Consider the following 15,158-nt stretch of genomic DNA (forward strand, 5'->3'; position numbering starts at 1 on the left):
GGTGACGGCGGGGGCCCCTTCGGCCCCCGCCGTTCACCCGTGACCTTCCTTCGCAGACTGCTTCAGACTTCGTAGAGAGAAAACCAGGATCATGGCGAACTACACCGCCGCTGACGTCAAGAAGCTCCGTGAGCTCACGGGCGCCGGCATGATGGACTGCAAGAAGGCGCTCGACGAGGCCGAGGGCAACGTCGACAAGGCCGTCGAGGCGCTCCGCATCAAGGGCCAGAAGGGCGTCGCCAAGCGCGAGGGCCGCTCCGCCGAGAACGGCGCCGTGGTGTCCCTCATCGCCGACGACAACACCTCCGGTGTCCTCGTCGAGCTGAAGTGCGAGACGGACTTCGTCGCCAAGGGCGAGAAGTTCCAGTCGGTCGCCAACCAGCTCGCCGCGCACGTCGCCAAGACGAGCCCCGCGGACCTCGAGGCCCTGCTCGCCTCCGAGATCGAGGCCGGCAAGACCGTCAGGCGTTCGTCGACGAGGCCAACGCCAACCTCGGCGAGAAGATCGTCCTGGACCGCTTCGCGCAGTTCTCGGGCGCCTACGTCGCCGCCTACATGCACCGCACCATGCCCGACCTGCCCCCGCAGATCGGTGTTCTGGTCGAGCTGGACAAGGCCGACGCCGACCTCGCCAAGGGTGTCGCGCAGCACATCGCCGCCTTCGCGCCGAAGTACCTCTCCCGCGAGGACGTCCCGGCCGAGGTCGTCGACTCCGAGCGCCGCGTCGCCGAGGAGACCACCCGCGCCGAGGGCAAGCCGGAGGCCGCGCTCCCGAAGATCGTCGAGGGTCGCGTCAGCGGCTTCTTCGAGAGGCCACGCTGCTCGGTCAGCCGTGCGCCCTCGACAACAAGAAGTCCGTCGAGAAGGTCCTCCAGGAGGCCGGTGTCACCCTGAAGCGCTTCTCGCGCATCAAGGTCGGCATCTGAGTCCGTACCGCGCCCGACGCGAGACCCCGATAGGGTCGACAGCAGTCGTTCGGGAACGCTCCGGACGACCGCAGATGTGACGCGGAGGCCATTGCCGCGCATGGGATGCGAAACACCCCACCGGCAATGGCCTTCTTCGTATGTGCACCACGAGGAGATTCCATGACCACCACCCAGGCCGACAAGGGCGACAAGAGCGACGACGGCAAAGGCGCGGGCGCTTTCTGCTGAAGCTTTCCGGTGAGGCGTTCGCCGGGGCGGGGGTCTCGGAGTCGACCCCGACGTGGTGCACGCCATCGCCCGTGAGATCGCGGCCGTCGTCCGCGACGGGGCGCAGATCGCCGTCGTCATCGGCGGCGGCAACTCTTCCGCGGCGCCGAGCTCCAGCAGCGCGGCATGGACCGGGCCCGCTCGGACTACATGGGCATGCTCGGCACCGTCATGAACTGCCTGGCCCTCCAGGACTTCCTGGAGAAGGAAGGCATCGACAGCCGCGTCCAGACCGCCATCACGATGGGCCAGGTCGCGGAGCCGTACATCCGCTGCGCGCCGTGCGCCACCTGGAGAAGGGGCGCGTCGTCATCTTCGGCGCCGGCATGGGCATGCCGTACTTCTCCACCGACACCACCGCGGCGCAGCGCGCCCTGGAGATCGACGCCGAGGCGCTGCTCATGGGCAAGAACGGCGTCGACGGCGTCTACGACTCGGACCCGAAGACGAACCCCGAGGCCGTGAAGTTCGACGCCCTCAGCTATGGCGAGGTCATCACCCGCGACCTGAAGGTCGCCGACGTGACCGCGATCACCCTCTGCCGGGACAACACGCTGCCCATCCTCGTCTTCGAGCTCCTCACGTCGGGCAATATCGCGCGCGCCGTCAAGGGTGAGAAGATCGGGACGCTCGTGGGCGAGCAGGGCACCCGCGCCTGACCCAGCCGTCCGTCCCCGGGGCCCCGGGCCCCCGGAGGTCCCCGAGGGATGGACAATGTCCTGCCGGTCGGACACCGTGCAGGAAAGACACGCGACGCAGCCGGCCGCCCCCGTGCATGCCGGGCCTCACTCAAGACACGCAGGAGCAAGTGGTGATCGAAGAGACCCTCCTCGAGGCCGAGGAAAAGATGGAGAAGGCCGTCGTGGTCGCCAAGGAGGACTTCGCCGCGATCCGCACCGGTCGTGCGCACCCGGCGATGTTCAACAAGATCGTGGCCGACTACTACGGCGCGCTGACGCCGATCAACCAGCTGGCCTCGTTCTCGGTGCCCGAGCCGCGGATGGCCGTGGTGACCCCGTTCGACAAGAGCGCGCTGCGCAACATCGAGCAGGCGATCCGCGACTCCGACCTGGGCGTCAACCCGAGCAACGACGGCAGCATCATTCGTGTGACGTTCCCGGAGCTCACCGAGGAGCGTCGCCGCGACTCACATCAAGGTCGCCAAGACCAAGGCGGAGGACAGCAAGGTCTCCATCCGCTCGGTCCGTCGCAAGGCCAAGGACGCCATCGACAAGGCGATCAAGGACGGCGACATCGGCGAGGACGAGGGCCGTCGCGGCGAGAAGAACTGGACGACACCACCGCCAAGTACGTGGCCCAGGTGGACGAGCTGCTCAAGCACAAGGAAGCCGAGCTGCTCGAAGTCTGAGCGAGCGCGGAACATCGAGGTTCGAGGAATCCGTGAACGACTCTTCCTGGGGGCGCCGACCGGGCCGGCTACTGGGGGCCCGCCGACCAGGGCCACGGGCCCGCCTACGGTCAGGGGCCCTCGTACGACCAGGGACGCGCTCCGGCGGGTCCCGCGTACGAAAGCGGCACGCGGTTGAGGAGACTCGGCCCATGCCCATCGTGCCCGATATGCCCGGCGTGCCCGCTGGTGGCGGAGACGCCGACCAGGATGGCGACCGGGGGTCGCTCGGCTGAGCGGCCCCCTGTTCCGCGACGAGACGCCGCAGACACCGCAGGCGCCGCAGACACCGCAGGAGCCCATGCCCAGCGCAGCACCGCAGCCCGCCCCCGCGGCGGCGCCGAAGCAGAGAAGAAGAGCGCGGGCCGCGACCTCGGGGCGGCCATAGGGGTCGGCGTCGGGCTCGGTGCGGTGATCATCGCGTCGTTGTTCATCGTCAAGGCCGTGTTCGTCGGCGTGATGGCGGTCGCCGTCGTCGTCGGCCTGTGGGAGCTGACGTCGCGGCTCGAGGCGCGCAAGGGCATCAAGGCGCCGCTCGTGCCGCTCGCCGTCGGTGGCGCGGCGATGGTCGTCGCCGGATACGTCCGGGGCCCCGAGGGCGCCTGGGTGGCGATGGCGCTCACCGCGCTGGCCGTCCTGGTGTGGCGCATGACGGATGCTGCCCGAGGGCTATCTGAAGCTGACGTCACGGCCGGTGTCTTCGCGGCCTTCTACGTCCCTGCTCCTCGCGACGTTCGTGGCGATGATGCTCACCGCGGACGACGGCGTGGCGGGTGCTCACGTTCCGGATCCTGACCGTGGTCAGCGACACCGGGGCGTACGCGATCGGCTGGCGGTTCGGCAAGCACAAGCTCGCGCCGCGGATCAGCTCCCGGCAAGACCCGCGAGGGTCTGCTCGGCGCGGTGCTGTCGTTCGCGATGGTGGCGGGCGTGCTGTGCATGCAGTTCCTGGTGGACGACGGCACGTGGTGGCAGGGCCTGCGTGCTCGGTGTCCTCGTCGCCGCAGTGCAGCGCGACGCTCGGTGACCTGGGCGAGTCCATGATCAAGCGGGATCTCGGCATCAAGGACATGGGGACGCTGCTGCTCCCGCCACGTGGCGGCATCGGGCGGACCGCTCTTCCGACTCGCTGCTGCCCACCGCTCCGGTGGTGTGGCTGCTGCCGTGGTGCTGTTCGTCGGATCGAGCTGACCCTCGACGCGACCGGTCGCCCGATCGCCCGATCCGGCACACTCTCTGATGAGCCCCCGCCTGAGCCGGCAGGCTCGTCGCCGTTACTGCCCCTGAGGCCCGGCGCCACGGCTCTACCGGCCTCCGACGCCTGCCGCTACCTTCGTGTACTGGGAACCGCCGCCGCTGAGGCATCGGGAGGCCGTCGTGCCGGTCGGACGACAGACGCAGACGCCACGCCGCCGCCGCGCTGGTTCATCCGGCTGGCCTGGGTGGTGCACCGCGGCGGTTACCGGGTGCTGGGCGGGAGGGTCGCGCTGCGGCGGCCGCGCGGGCGACGCTGGGGTGCTCCGGCTGACCACGACCGGACGCCGCACCGGCGACCCGCCGCGTCATCGTCGCCTACCTGGAGGACGGCCCGAACCTGGTCACGCTGGCGATGAACGGGTGGGGCCCGGCGAACCCGCCTGGTGGCTCAACCTCCAATCACGCCCGGAGGCCGACGCCGACCTGGTCGACGGCCATCGCCTGGTGCACGCCCGCGCCGCGACGGGAGACGAACGCACCCGCCTGCGGCCGCTGGCGCGAAACCGACAAGAACCTCGACGCCTTCGCCGCGCGCCGTCCGTCGCCGACGGCGGTGGTGTGCTGGAGCCCAGGGGTGGGCGGGCCGCTGGGCGCCGGGCGCAGGCTGACCGGACCGGCGATCCCAGAGCCGGGTGAAACGACCTCGCTCTGAAGGTGGGCTTCCAGGCTTCAGCCAGCTGAGCCCACCAGGTCGTCTTCGCTGCGGGCACTCATCGAAGGCCCAGGCCCGACGCCGGGGAGCGGAAAAGGCCGGCGCGCGGGGCCGACGGGACCGGGTAACGTCCTTGTCATGTTCTTCCAGACGCCGATTCACGAGTGAGAGCGTGACGGGCCCGCCGGCATCCTCCGAAGCCGCCGCCCGTCCCCCACCGCTGAATCCGTAGCTCACCTCACATCACCACCGGGAGAACCCGTGACCGACAGCAAGAACATCAACAACCCCGTGGGCCAGGGCGGCGGCCAGCGCAAGAAGCAGTCCCGCGCCGAACGGCAGAACAACGGCCCGCACCGCAACGCCGACCGTCGGCGCGCGGCCGACCAGAAGGCGGAGCTGCTGCGCAAGATGCGCGAGAAGACAGGGACGGGCACGACCGAGGGCTCCGGCCAGGCGGACGACGACACCGCCCAGAGCTGACGAACCACGGTCGCAGGCGGCACCCGCACGGGGCCGGGCCCCTCTGTGCGTACGCTCGTCGCCGTGACCGACGATGCGCGCCTCATAGCGAACTACCGGGTCCATGTCGTACCCGCGGTTCTCGCTCTGGCCAATCCGCCGTGGCAGCGAGACGTCTGGCTCGACCCGGCGGTGTTCGAGAACCTGGACCACGTCTTCCACACGCTCTTCGACGACTTCTGCGACGCCGACGAGCCCGAGCGGTTCCTCGGCATCAGCCTGCGAACCGAGGAAGAGGTCTCGCTCATGCGGGAGCTGGGCGTCGCCCTGGGCGTGGCGGAGGCCCAGGCACCCAATGACACGGACGAGGAATATTTGCAGTCGCCCGGTTGGCCGACGGTCGTCGCTGTCGCCGGGCGACTGGCGCGCGTCATGGTGGCCAACGACCTCGGAGAGCTTGTCACGCTGCACGAGTCCGATACCGAGGACTAAACGATCGTCGGCTTCGGGGCGCAGCCGACCCAGGTGAGCGTGGCGTCAGGGACTGCTGACGAAGCCGTCTGACTGGTCCAGGCGAAACGGTGAGCCGGGACTCGTCGCGTTCCAGCCCTGTGCGAGGGCCGACGTGATGGCGACGCTGACGTCGCTGGGCAGCACCGCGACACTCGGCGCTCCGACCCAGTTACTGGGGTGAGGCTGATTCGTCGTGACGACCAGGGTCGCCCCGGAGGCATCCGCATGCTCAACCGTGTACGTGCACGGTGACCAGCAGAGACCCTGGCTGTAGGTCGGCCGGCGGCGCAGGCGCCAGCGGTACGTCGTGCCGTCGACGACGATGCGTCGCGAACCCTTGCGGCCGATCGCCATCGTGAGCCCCCATCCCCTGGAATGGCCGCGATGCTAGTGCTCTGACCGCAAAGGTCACCTGGTTTGCTGTACTCCTGGCAGCTACTTCTTGCGCTGGCTATCGATCTCGGCGGACAGCACGACCATGTTGTGCAGATGGGTGTAGTACTTGGCCGCGTACTCGTCGTCGATCGCCGGAAGAACCTTCCCGAACGCCGACGTCAGCCGCGTCAGGCGTATGCCGGTCTGTTCGCTGAGCAGGCCTTCGTGGACGCAGGCGGCGTAGGCATAGGCATCCGAGTCGAGCATCACCATGTCCCAGCCCTCAACATCCAGGCCGCGGAAACCGGGTGGGAACGGCCTGGCCATGTGCTCTGCCATCATCTGCGCAAGCGCGCCGAGCTCCTCATCAAGCATGGGGAGATCCTGCCAGGCAACCCGGCGAACCTTTGCGGTCACAGCACTAGCTGGTCAGAGCATGGGGGAGCCGAGAATCCCGGGCCGTCCCTGGGCCGTCCGAGGCCGCTCAGCAGTGACCAGGGGCGACCGACAGTGACAGGGGTCCCAGGCGACGACCCCAGGTCACCCCCATCCATCTGCGACACTGGTACAGCCATGCCTAAGCCCGGAGAACTCACTTTCGTCGCCCCGCGCGGAGCCAAGAAGCCGCCGCGGCACCTTGCCGACCTGACGCCTGCCGAGCGCAAGGAGGCTGTCGCCGCGATCGGCGAGAAGCCGTTCCGCGCCAAGCAGCTCTCGCAGCACTACTTCGCGCGGTACGCGCACGACCCCGCGGAGTGGACCGACATCCCCGCCGGTTCGCGCGAGAAGCTGCGGGAGGCGTTGCTGCCGGAGCTGATGACCGTCGTGCGGCATCTGTCGACCGACCAGGACACCACCCGCAAGACCCTGTGGCGGCTGTTCGACGGGACGCTCGTCGAGTCCGTGCTCATGCGGTACCCGGACCGGGTCACCATGTGCATCTCGTCGCAGGCCGGGTGCGGGATGAACTGTCCGTTCTGCGCGACCGGCCAGGCCGGGCTCGACCGGAACCTGTCGACCGGTGAGATCGTGCACCAGATCGTCGACGGGATGCGGGCCCTGCGGGACGGGGAGATCCCGGGTGGTCCGGCGCGGCTGAGCAACATCGTCTTCATGGGGATGGGCGAGCCGCTCGCCAACTACAAGCGGGTCGTCCAGTCCATCCGTGCGCTCACCGATCCCGAGCCGGACGGGCTGGGGCTGAGCCAGCGTGGCATCACCGTGTCCACCGTCGGGCTGGTGCCCGCCATTCACCGGTTCTCCGACGAGGGCTTCAAGTGCCGCCTCGCGATCTCGCTGCACGCCCCCGACGACGAGCTGCGCGACACCCTCGTACCCGTCAACACGCGGTGGAAGGTCCGGGAGGTGCTGGACGCCGGGTGGGAGTACGCCGCGAAGTCCGGGCGCCGGCTGTCCATCGAGTACGCGCTGATCCGGGACATCAACGACCAGGCGTGGCGCGGTGACCGGCTCGGGCGGCTGCTCCGGGGCAAGCCCGTGCACGTCAATCTCATTCCGCTGAACCCGACCCCCGGGTCGAAGTGGACGGCGTCGCGGCCCGAGGACGAGAAGGCGTTCGTCGAGGCCATCGCCGCGCACGGCGTGCCCGTCACCATCCGGGACACCCGTGGCCAGGAGATCGACGGGGCCTGTGGACAGCTGGCGGCCACCGAGCGGTAGCCTTGCCGGTGTACGTCTCGTACAGGCGTACTGACATCTGCATATTCCGACAGGGGAGCGCCACAGCGCTGAGAGTGCGGTATCGACCGCAGACCCTCTGAACCTCGCCCAGGTCATTCTGGGTAGGAAGTTCGGTCAACACTCCAAGCTGTTGCGCCCTGCCCGGAGACCGTGAGGTCCCCGGGCAGGGCCGCGTCTCTTCCTGGTCACCCCCAGGAGGAAAACCAGTGAGCAAGAAGACGTACGTGGCCGTGGCCGTGGGCCTCGGTCTCGTCACGCTGTCCGCGTGCGGGTCGTCGAACGACTCGGGATCCGGCGGCGACTCCAAGACCGTCACCCTCGTCAGCCACGACTCGTGGGCCGTCTCCAAGAACGTCCTGGCCGACTTCGAGAAGAAGTCCGGCTACCAGGTGAAGGTCCTCAAGGACGGGGACGCCGGCGAGGCCGTCAACAAGGCGATCCTCTCCAAGGGCAACCCGCAGGGCGACGTCTTCTTCGGCGTCGACAACACCCTGCTGTCGCGGGCCCTCGACAACGGGATCTTCGCCTCGTACAAGGCCGAGGGCCTGGCGGACGTGAAGAGCGAGTACCGGCTCGACAGCGGCAAGAACCGGGTGACGCCCGTCGACACCGGCGACATCTGCGTCAACTACGACAAGGCGTACTTCGAGCAGCACGAGCTGACGCCGCCCGCTTCCTTCGCCGACCTCACCAAGCCCGCCTACAAGGACCTGCTCGTCACCGAGAACGCGGCGACCTCGTCGCCCGGCCTCGGCTTCCTGCTCGGCTCCGCCGCGAGCCAGGGCGACGACGGCTGGCAGGGCTACTGGAAGAAGCTCAAGGCCAACGGCGTGAAGGTCGTCGACGGTTGGGACCAGGCCTACAACGAGGAGTTCAGCGGCAGCGCCGGCGGCAAGAAGGCCAAGGGCGACCGGCCGCTCGTCGTCTCGTACGCCTCCTCGCCGCCCGCCGAGGCGATCTACTCCGACCCGCAGCCCAAGACGTCGCCCGTCGGCGTCGCGACGGGGACGTGCTTCCGGCAGATCGAGTTCGCGGGCCTGCTCGACGGCGCGAAGAACGAGAAGGGCGGTCAGGCGCTCATCGACTTCCTCGTCTCCAAGGAGTTCCAGGAGGACATGCCGCTCAACATGTTCGTCGACCCGGTGACCAAGAGCGCCACCCCGCCCGCCGAGTACACCAAGTACGCGGTGCCGGTCGACGACGCCGAGACCATGAGCCCCCGCAAGATCGCGGACAACCGTGACGACTGGGTCAAGTCGTGGACCTCGCTCGTACTGAAGTAGCCGGCAAGGCAGTCGACGAGGCAGTCGACCAGGCCCGTACGACTCGTGCGGGCGGTGCGGCGCGGCTCGGCCTCATGGCCGTGCCCGTCGCGTTCTTCGGCGTCTTCTTCGCCTATCCGGTCGCCGCGATCGTCGAGCGCGGGCTGCACGTCGACGGCGGCTGGCGGTTCGGGCGGATCCTGGACGTGCTCGGGCAGTCCGACATCCGGCACGTCCTGTGGTTCACGGTGTGGCAGGCGCTCGCCTCCACCGCGCTGACCCTGCTGATCGCGCTGCCGGGCGCCTATGTGTTCGCGCGGCTCGACTTTCCCGGCAAGCAGGTGCTGCGGGCCGTCGTGACCGTGCCGTTCGTCCTGCCGACCGTGGTGGTCGGGACCGCGTTCCTCGCGCTGCTCGGGCAGGGCGGGCTCCTCGACGAGCTGTGGGGCGTGCGGCTCGACACGACCGTGTGGGCGATCCTGCTCGCGCACGTCTTCTTCAACTACGCCGTCGTCGTCCGGACGGTGGGCGGGCTGTGGGCGCAGCTCGACCCGCGGCAGGAGGAGGCCGCGCGGATGCTCGGCGCCTCCCGGCTCACGGCCTGGCGGAAGGTGACGCTGCCCGCGCTGGGACCCGCGGTCGCCGCCGCCGCGCTGATGGTGTTCCTCTTCACGTTCACGTCGTTCGGCGTCGTGCAGATCCTGGGCGGGCCCGGCTTCTCGACCCTGGAGGTCGAGATCTACCGGCAGACCGCGCAGATCTTCGACCTGTCCACCGCCGCGGTCCTGACCGTCGTGCAGTTCGTCGCCGTCGGCCTCGTCCTCGGCGTGCACGCCTGGACCGTCCGCCGCCGGGAGAGCACGCTGCGGCTCGTCGACGCCGCGCAGACGGCCCGGCGGCCGCGCGGTGCCGGGCAGTGGACCCTCCTCGGCGGGGTGCTGGCCACCGTCGTCGTGCTGATCCTGCTGCCGCTCGGCGTGCTGGTGCAGCGGTCGCTCGACACCCCGGACGGCTACGGGTTCGCGTACTTCCGGGCGCTCGGCGACGCCGACGGCGGGACCTTCCTCGTCCCGCCGATCGACGCGGTCCGCAACTCGCTGGAGTACGCGCTCGCCGCCACCGGCATCGCGCTGGTGATCGGCGGGCTCGCCGCCGCCGCGCTCACCCGGCGGGCCGGCCGGCTCGTGCGCGGGTTCGACGCGCTGCTGATGCTGCCGCTCGGCGTGTCCGCGGTGACCGTCGGATTCGGGTTCCTGATCACGCTCGACGAGCCGCCGCTGGATCTGCGGGCGACCTGGATCCTGGTGCCGCTCGCCCAGGCCCTGGTCGGCGTGCCCTTCGTCGTGCGCACCATGCTGCCGGTCCTGCGGGCCGTGGACGGCCGCCTGCGGGAGGCCGCCGCCGTGCTGGGGGCGTCGCCGCTGCGGGCCTGGCGCGAGGTCGACCTGCCCATGGTGCGGCGGGCGCTGCTGATCGCGGCGGGGTTCGCGTTCGCCGTGTCACTGGGCGAGTTCGGGGCGACCGTGTTCATCGCGCGGCCCGACAACCCGACCCTGCCGGTCGCCGTGGCCCGGCTGCTCGGCCGGGCCGGTGACCTCAACTACGGGCAGGCGATGGCCCTGTCGACCGTCCTGATGGTCGTCTGCGCCGCCGCCCTGCTGCTGCTCGAACGCATGCGGCCCGCCAGGGCCTCGACCGGGGAGTTCTGATGGCGCTGCTGGAACTGGCCGACGCGACCGTACGGTTCGGCGGCCGCGCCGTGCTCGACGACGTGGACCTGGCGGTCGCCGAGCACGAGATCGTGTGCGTGCTCGGGCCGAGCGGCAGCGGCAAGTCGACGCTGCTGCGGGCCGTCGCCGGACTGCAGCCCCTGGACCGCGGCCGGGTGTCGCTCGACGGACGCGACCAGACGGGCGCGCCCGCCCACCAGCGGGGCGTCGGCCTGATGTTCCAGGACCACCAGCTGTTCCCGCAGCGCGACGTCGGCGGCAACGTCGCCTTCGGGCTCCGTATGCACGGCGCCTCCCGTGACGAACAGGCTGCCCGCGTACGGGAGTTGCTCGCGCTCGTCGGTCTGCCGGGCGCCGAACGGCGGGCCGTCGCCGCGCTGTCCGGCGGCGAGCAGCAGCGCGTCGCGCTCGCCCGCGCCCTCGCGCCGCGCCCCCGGCTGCTGATGCTGGACGAGCCGCTCGGCCAGCTCGACCGCTCCCTGCGCGAGCGGCTCGTCGTCGAACTGCGCGAACTCTTCGGCGACCTGGGCACCACCGTCCTCGCCGTCACGCACGACCAGGGCGAGGCCTTCGCGCTCGCCGACCGGGTCGTGGTGATGCGGGACGGCCGCATCGCCCAGTCCGGGACGCCCCTGGAGGTGTGGCAGCACCCCGCCGACGAGTTCGTCGCCCGCTTCCTCGGCTTCGACAACGTCGTCCCGGCGAGCGTCACCGGCGAGTCCGCGGACACGCCGTGGGGCAAGGTGCCGGTGCCGGCCGGCGCGCCGCAGGGCCCGGCCACCCTCCTCGTCCGGCCCGCAGGCGTACGCCTCGTGCCCGCCGCCGACGCCCAGTTGACCTGCACCGTCGCCGCCCGCACCTTCCGCGGCACCCACGTCGCCCTGCACCTCCAGCCCGCCGACGCGCCCCGGCTCGAAGCGGCCTGCGCGCTGCGCGAGGCGCCGGAGCCGGGCGCCGAGGTCGGCGTCGCCTTCGACGCGGCGGAAATCGTGGTGCTGGAAGCCGGTCCCGCTTCGTAGGGTCGGCGCATGACGACGGAAACGCAGCCGTACGCCCCGCTCTCCCACGACCGCTCCTGCGACGAGATCCTCGCCCAGACCGATCTGCTCAGGGACCACCTGCGCGGCGCCGACCTCGCCGCGACCGTGCCGACCTGCCCCGACTGGACCCTGCGCGACCTCGCCGTGCACGTCGGCGGCGCCCACCGCTGGGTCGAGACGACCGTGCGCACCCGGGCCGTGGAAGAGGTGTCGGAGAAGGCCGTGGAGGGCTTCGACGGGCCCGCGGACGACGACCCCGCCGCCCTCGACGCCTGGCTCGCCGACGGCGCCCGCCGCACCGCCGACACGCTCCGCACGGCCGGCCCCGACCTGCCCTGCTGGACCTGGTCCTGGCGCCGCGACGCCGGGTTCTGGGCCCGCCGCATGGCCCACGAGACGGTGGTCCACCGCGCCGACGCGGCCCTCGCCGCCGGAGCCGCCTACGACGTGGTGCCCGAGGTCGCCGCCGACGCGATCGACGAGTGGCTGCAGATCGTCACGTACGGGCAGCGCATCGGCTTCGAACAGGCGCTCCTGGACCTGCGCGGCCCCGGCCGCACCCTGCACCTGCACGCCACCGACACCGCGCCCGAGATGGCGGCCGAGTGGCTGATCGAGCTGCGCGACGAGGGCATCGCCTGGCGGCGCGGCCACGAGAAGGCCGACGTCGCGCTGCGCGGCCCGCTCACCGCGCTGCTGCTCGCCTTCTACCGGCGGGTGCCGCTGGACGACCCGCGGGTGGAGGTGCTGGGCGAGCGCGAGCTGCTGGAGTTCTGGCTGGAGCGGGCCACCTTCGGCTGACCGGGCCGCGCACGGGGCGGGCCGAGCAGCTCACGGGGCCGGGCGGACCGGGCTCACCGGGCGGGCCGGACCAGGCCCGTCTCGTACGCGGTGATCACCGCCTGCGCGCGGTCACGCAGGTCCAGCTTGGCGAACAGCCGGTTGATGTGGGTCTTCACGGTGTGGTCGGAGATGGTGAGGTGCCCGGCGATCTCCGCGTTCGACAGACCGCGGGCGATGAGGACGAGCACCTCGACCTCCCGGCCGGTGAGCCCCTCGACGCTGCGCCTCGGCGGGACGGTGGCGCGCTGCCGGGCGAACTCGGCGACCATCCGCCGGGTGATCTCGGGCGAGAGCAGCGCGTTGCCCGCCGCCACCACCCGTACCGCGTGCAGCAGTTCGGGGAAGGTGGCGTCCTTGAGGAGGAAGCCGGACGCACCCGCGGCGAGCGCCTCGTAGACGTACTCGTCGAGGCCGAACGTGGTCAGCATCAGCGCCTTCGTCGTGCCGCCCGAGGCCCGCGACGCGTCCAGGATCGCGCGGGCCGCCTCGATGCCGTTCGTCCCCGGCATCCGGATGTCCAGGAGCACCACGTCGGGGCGGTGCTCGGCGGCCAGCCGCACCGCGCCCGCGCCGTCCTCGGCCTCCGCGACCACCTCGATGTCCGGCTGCGTGGCCAGCAGCCCGGCGAACGCGGTGCGGACCACGGCCTGGTCGTCGGCGACCAGCGTGCGGATCGTGTGCGTCGCGGGGGTCACCAGGGCAGCACCGCCTCGACCAGGAAGCCGCCGGCGCGGCCCGGGCCCGCGGTGAGGGTGCCGCCCACCAGGGCCGCGCGCTGGCGCATGCCGGGCAGGCCGTGGCCGGGCGGCGCGTCGGCCGCCGCCGCGGGGCCGGGCGGGCCGGGCCCGTCGTCCGCGACCCTGATCGTCAACCGGTCCTTCCCGTAGCCGAGTTCGACGGAGACGGAGGTGGCGGCACCGGGGGAGTGCTTGCGCACGTTCGTCAGGGACTCCTGGACGATCCGGTACGCCGACAGCTCCCAGGACGCGGGCAGCGGCACCCGCTCGCCCGTCACCGTCAGCTCGGCGCTGCCGCCCACCGTGCGGTGCTGCTCGATCAGATCGCCGAGGCGGTCCAGGGACGGCTGCGGGGCGGTCGCCGCGCCGCCGTCCTCGTGCAACACCCCGAGCAGGCGGCGCAGTTCGGCCATCGACGCCCGGGCCGTGCCCGCGATCTGCTGGAAGCCGTCCCGGGCTGCGGGCGTCAGACCTGGCGTCGTGTACGTCGCGCTCTCCGCCTGCACCGCGATCATCGACACCGAGTGGGCGACGATGTCGTGCAGCTCGCGGGCGATCGCGGCGCGCTCCGCCTCCGCCGCCTGGCGCCGCTCCATGGCGATCAACTGGGCCTGCGCCAGCGCCCGGTCCTGCCGGGCCTGCTCGCGGGAGCGGACCGCGTCGCCGAGCGCGACGGCCGCGAGGACGAAAGCGGACAGCCCGAACGTCTCCGTGAACAGGCTCAGCGTGCCCGCCTGGCCGAACGCCGGCACGTTCGGCAGCCGGTCGTCGCGGGCCCAGCTCGCGATGTGCACGAGGTTCACGCTGAGCGCGCCGAAGGCGCCGCCGGCGACGAGGAGCGCGGGGTGCAGGACCCGGTGCCTGGCCAGCACGTACCAGCCCATCGGCCCGCAGACCATCGCCGAGAACGACAGGGCGGTGTCCGCGCCGAAGCTCACGAACGCCGCCGCGACCGTGAGCAGCGCGACCGGCGGACAGGCCCGCCGCCACATCAGGGACGCCGCGCACAGGACGACCGCCACCGTCATGGTGAGTGAGCCGGGGAAGTAGCACAGCTCGACGATCGTGCCGGCCGTGAGGACGGCCCCCGAGACGTACGGATGGGCCGGAGCGTCGGTCCAGGCGGCGGGCGGCTTCCTCATGACCACGATTCTGTCCGGGGCGGTACGGGGCGCGCGTCGGCGTGCGGGTGGAGATCGGGCGGCCGTGTCATGCCACGGGTTGACGTGCGGACGAGGAGCCTCCTCCGACGCGCCGGGCGCCGCCGCTTCCTAGCGTCGACGGCATGGCTGAACTGGGAATTCGGGGGACGGCCGCACCGGCCGTGGGACGGGCGGCGGCGGCCGGGGCCGGGGCGTGGGGGTGCTGCGCGGCCGGATCGCTGGGGTACGCGCTGAGCACCGGCCTGGGCCCGCACCGGATCTGGGGCGCCCTGGCCGCGCTCGCGTACGCGGTCGTGGCGCTGCTGACGTACGCCGGGGCGGGACGCGCGGGAACGGTGTCCGCGATCGCCGTGGGCGGCGCGGTCGTGCTGCCGCTCGGGACGCTGGTGGCCGGTGGGCGCGGGCAGTTGGAGGTGGCGGTCGTGGAGCGGTCGGGGGCCCGGCTGCTCGCCACCGGCAGCCCGTACGTCGCCGGCCCGGCCACCGTCGCCGACGTGAACCCGTACCTCCCCGGCACGGCCCTGTTCGGGGCGCTGCCCGGGGATCCGCGGTGGTGGACGGCGGGCGTCTTCGTGGCGTGCGTCGCGGCGGCCGCCTCCGGCGTGCGGTCGTGGTGGCTGGTGGCCTGCCCCGCGGTGGCGCTGCCGGCGGCCGTCGGGGGCGTGGACCTGCCGGTGGTGGGGCTGATGTGCCTGGGTCTCGTGTGGGCGGGACGGGGCCGGGCGGTCGGGGGCGGCCTGCTGCTGGGGGCCGCGGCGTGTCTGAAGTGGACCGGGTGGCCCGGGATCGTGGTGGGCGTGGTCCTGGCCGCGAGCGCGG

Annotated in this window: 13 protein-coding genes, 5 pseudogenes and 1 riboswitch; of the genes and pseudogenes, 14 read left to right on the forward strand and 4 right to left on the reverse strand. The window is 71.6% G+C overall.

The window, feature by feature from the left end; all coding sequences use genetic code 11:
- The first annotated feature begins 91 nt into the window (after window positions 1-91).
- The 8 genes and pseudogenes from tsf to RBJ77_RS06695 all read left to right on the forward strand — a co-directional run bounded on the left by tsf (window position 92) and on the right by RBJ77_RS06695 (window position 5,467).
- A pseudogene (gene tsf / locus RBJ77_RS06660) lies at window positions 92-926 on the forward strand (translation elongation factor Ts).
- A gap of 162 nt (window positions 927-1,088) precedes the next feature.
- Window positions 1,089-1,855 (forward strand): annotated as a pseudogene (gene pyrH / locus RBJ77_RS06665) (UMP kinase).
- A gap of 152 nt (window positions 1,856-2,007) precedes the next feature.
- A pseudogene (frr, locus tag RBJ77_RS06670) lies at window positions 2,008-2,565 on the forward strand (ribosome recycling factor).
- Window positions 2,566-2,814: 249 nt separating this feature from the next.
- On the forward strand, window positions 2,815-3,399 hold the full coding sequence (locus RBJ77_RS06675; RefSeq protein WP_372344082.1) for a phosphatidate cytidylyltransferase: 585 nt from the start codon (window positions 2,815-2,817) through the stop codon (window positions 3,397-3,399).
- 2 nt (window positions 3,400-3,401) lie between these two features.
- Window positions 3,402-3,650: pseudogene (locus RBJ77_RS06680) on the forward strand (phosphatidate cytidylyltransferase); the annotation flags it as partial.
- 331 nt (window positions 3,651-3,981) lie between these two features.
- Window positions 3,982-4,497, forward strand: a complete 516-nt coding sequence (locus tag RBJ77_RS06685) for a nitroreductase/quinone reductase family protein (RefSeq protein ID WP_372344083.1) — start codon at window positions 3,982-3,984, stop codon at window positions 4,495-4,497.
- 277 nt (window positions 4,498-4,774) lie between these two features.
- A complete protein-coding gene (locus RBJ77_RS06690; protein WP_372344084.1) occupies window positions 4,775-4,996 on the forward strand; it encodes a DUF6243 family protein in 222 nt (73 codons plus the stop codon).
- A gap of 63 nt (window positions 4,997-5,059) precedes the next feature.
- Window positions 5,060-5,467: a hypothetical protein gene (locus RBJ77_RS06695; protein WP_372344085.1), complete on the forward strand. Its 408-nt coding sequence runs from the start codon at window positions 5,060-5,062 to the stop codon at window positions 5,465-5,467.
- 45 nt (window positions 5,468-5,512) lie between these two features.
- Here the strand turns inward: RBJ77_RS06695 and RBJ77_RS06700 are convergent, their stop codons facing one another.
- Together RBJ77_RS06700 and RBJ77_RS06705 are read right to left on the reverse strand one after the other, a co-directional pair.
- Window positions 5,513-5,842 (reverse strand): hypothetical protein, encoded by a 330-nt coding sequence (locus RBJ77_RS06700; protein WP_372344086.1) that lies wholly within the window; start codon window positions 5,840-5,842, stop codon window positions 5,513-5,515.
- An 81-nt stretch (window positions 5,843-5,923) separates the two neighbouring features.
- Complete coding sequence (locus RBJ77_RS06705; protein ID WP_372344087.1) at window positions 5,924-6,238, reverse strand: hypothetical protein; 315 nt, start codon at window positions 6,236-6,238, stop codon at window positions 5,924-5,926.
- Window positions 6,239-6,436: 198 nt separating this feature from the next.
- On the opposite strand from RBJ77_RS06705, the gene rlmN reads away from it, so the two are divergent.
- The 5 genes from rlmN to RBJ77_RS06730 all read left to right on the forward strand — a co-directional run bounded on the left by rlmN (window position 6,437) and on the right by RBJ77_RS06730 (window position 12,397).
- Complete coding sequence (gene rlmN, locus RBJ77_RS06710) at window positions 6,437-7,543, forward strand: 23S rRNA (adenine(2503)-C(2))-methyltransferase RlmN (RefSeq protein WP_365575494.1); 1,107 nt, start codon at window positions 6,437-6,439, stop codon at window positions 7,541-7,543.
- 41 nt (window positions 7,544-7,584) lie between these two features.
- Window positions 7,585-7,690: riboswitch (TPP riboswitch) on the forward strand.
- A gap of 80 nt (window positions 7,691-7,770) precedes the next feature.
- Window positions 7,771-8,847, forward strand: a complete 1,077-nt coding sequence (locus tag RBJ77_RS06715) for a thiamine ABC transporter substrate binding subunit (protein WP_372344088.1) — start codon at window positions 7,771-7,773, stop codon at window positions 8,845-8,847.
- Window positions 8,823-10,535, forward strand: a complete 1,713-nt coding sequence (locus RBJ77_RS06720) for an ABC transporter permease (RefSeq protein ID WP_372344089.1) — start codon at window positions 8,823-8,825, stop codon at window positions 10,533-10,535. The genes RBJ77_RS06715 and RBJ77_RS06720 overlap by 25 nt, the downstream gene beginning before the upstream one ends.
- Window positions 10,535-11,575 (forward strand): ABC transporter ATP-binding protein, encoded by a 1,041-nt coding sequence (locus tag RBJ77_RS06725; RefSeq protein WP_372344090.1) that lies wholly within the window; start codon window positions 10,535-10,537, stop codon window positions 11,573-11,575. The genes RBJ77_RS06720 and RBJ77_RS06725 overlap by 1 nt, the downstream gene beginning before the upstream one ends.
- Before the next feature lie 9 nt (window positions 11,576-11,584).
- Window positions 11,585-12,397, forward strand: a complete 813-nt coding sequence (locus RBJ77_RS06730) for a maleylpyruvate isomerase N-terminal domain-containing protein (protein ID WP_372344091.1) — start codon at window positions 11,585-11,587, stop codon at window positions 12,395-12,397.
- Window positions 12,398-12,450: 53 nt separating this feature from the next.
- Here RBJ77_RS06730 and RBJ77_RS06735 read toward each other — a convergent pair whose 3' ends face one another.
- On the reverse strand, window positions 12,451-13,134 hold the full coding sequence (locus RBJ77_RS06735) for a response regulator (protein WP_372344092.1): 684 nt from the start codon (window positions 13,132-13,134) through the stop codon (window positions 12,451-12,453).
- Window positions 13,131-14,318, reverse strand: a complete 1,188-nt coding sequence (locus RBJ77_RS06740) for a sensor histidine kinase (RefSeq protein WP_372344093.1) — start codon at window positions 14,316-14,318, stop codon at window positions 13,131-13,133. Before RBJ77_RS06740 ends, RBJ77_RS06735 begins: the two co-directional genes overlap by 4 nt.
- Before the next feature lie 143 nt (window positions 14,319-14,461).
- On the opposite strand from RBJ77_RS06740, the pseudogene RBJ77_RS06745 reads away from it, so the two are divergent.
- A pseudogene (locus tag RBJ77_RS06745) lies at window positions 14,462-15,158 on the forward strand (hypothetical protein); the annotation flags it as partial.

This window comes from Streptomyces sp. KL116D (assembly GCF_030766975.1).
GTDB lineage: Bacteria > Actinomycetota > Actinomycetes > Streptomycetales > Streptomycetaceae > Streptomyces > Streptomyces longispororuber_A.

Bases quoted from the DNA above. Each gene is read 5' to 3' on its own strand.
- RBJ77_RS06675 (WP_372344082.1), top strand. From the start codon at position 2,815: ATGGCGACCGGGGGTCGCTCGGCTGAGCGGCCCCCTGTTCCGCGACGA.
- RBJ77_RS06700 (WP_372344086.1), bottom strand. From the start codon at position 5,842: ATGGCGATCGGCCGCAAGGGTTCGCGACGCATCGTCGTCGACGGCACG.
- RBJ77_RS06705 (WP_372344087.1), bottom strand. From the start codon at position 6,238: ATGCTTGATGAGGAGCTCGGCGCGCTTGCGCAGATGATGGCAGAGCAC.
- rlmN (WP_365575494.1), top strand. From the start codon at position 6,437: ATGCCTAAGCCCGGAGAACTCACTTTCGTCGCCCCGCGCGGAGCCAAG.
- RBJ77_RS06725 (WP_372344090.1), top strand. From the start codon at position 10,535: ATGGCGCTGCTGGAACTGGCCGACGCGACCGTACGGTTCGGCGGCCGC.
- RBJ77_RS06730 (WP_372344091.1), top strand. From the start codon at position 11,585: ATGACGACGGAAACGCAGCCGTACGCCCCGCTCTCCCACGACCGCTCC.
- RBJ77_RS06740 (WP_372344093.1), bottom strand. From the start codon at position 14,318: ATGAGGAAGCCGCCCGCCGCCTGGACCGACGCTCCGGCCCATCCGTAC.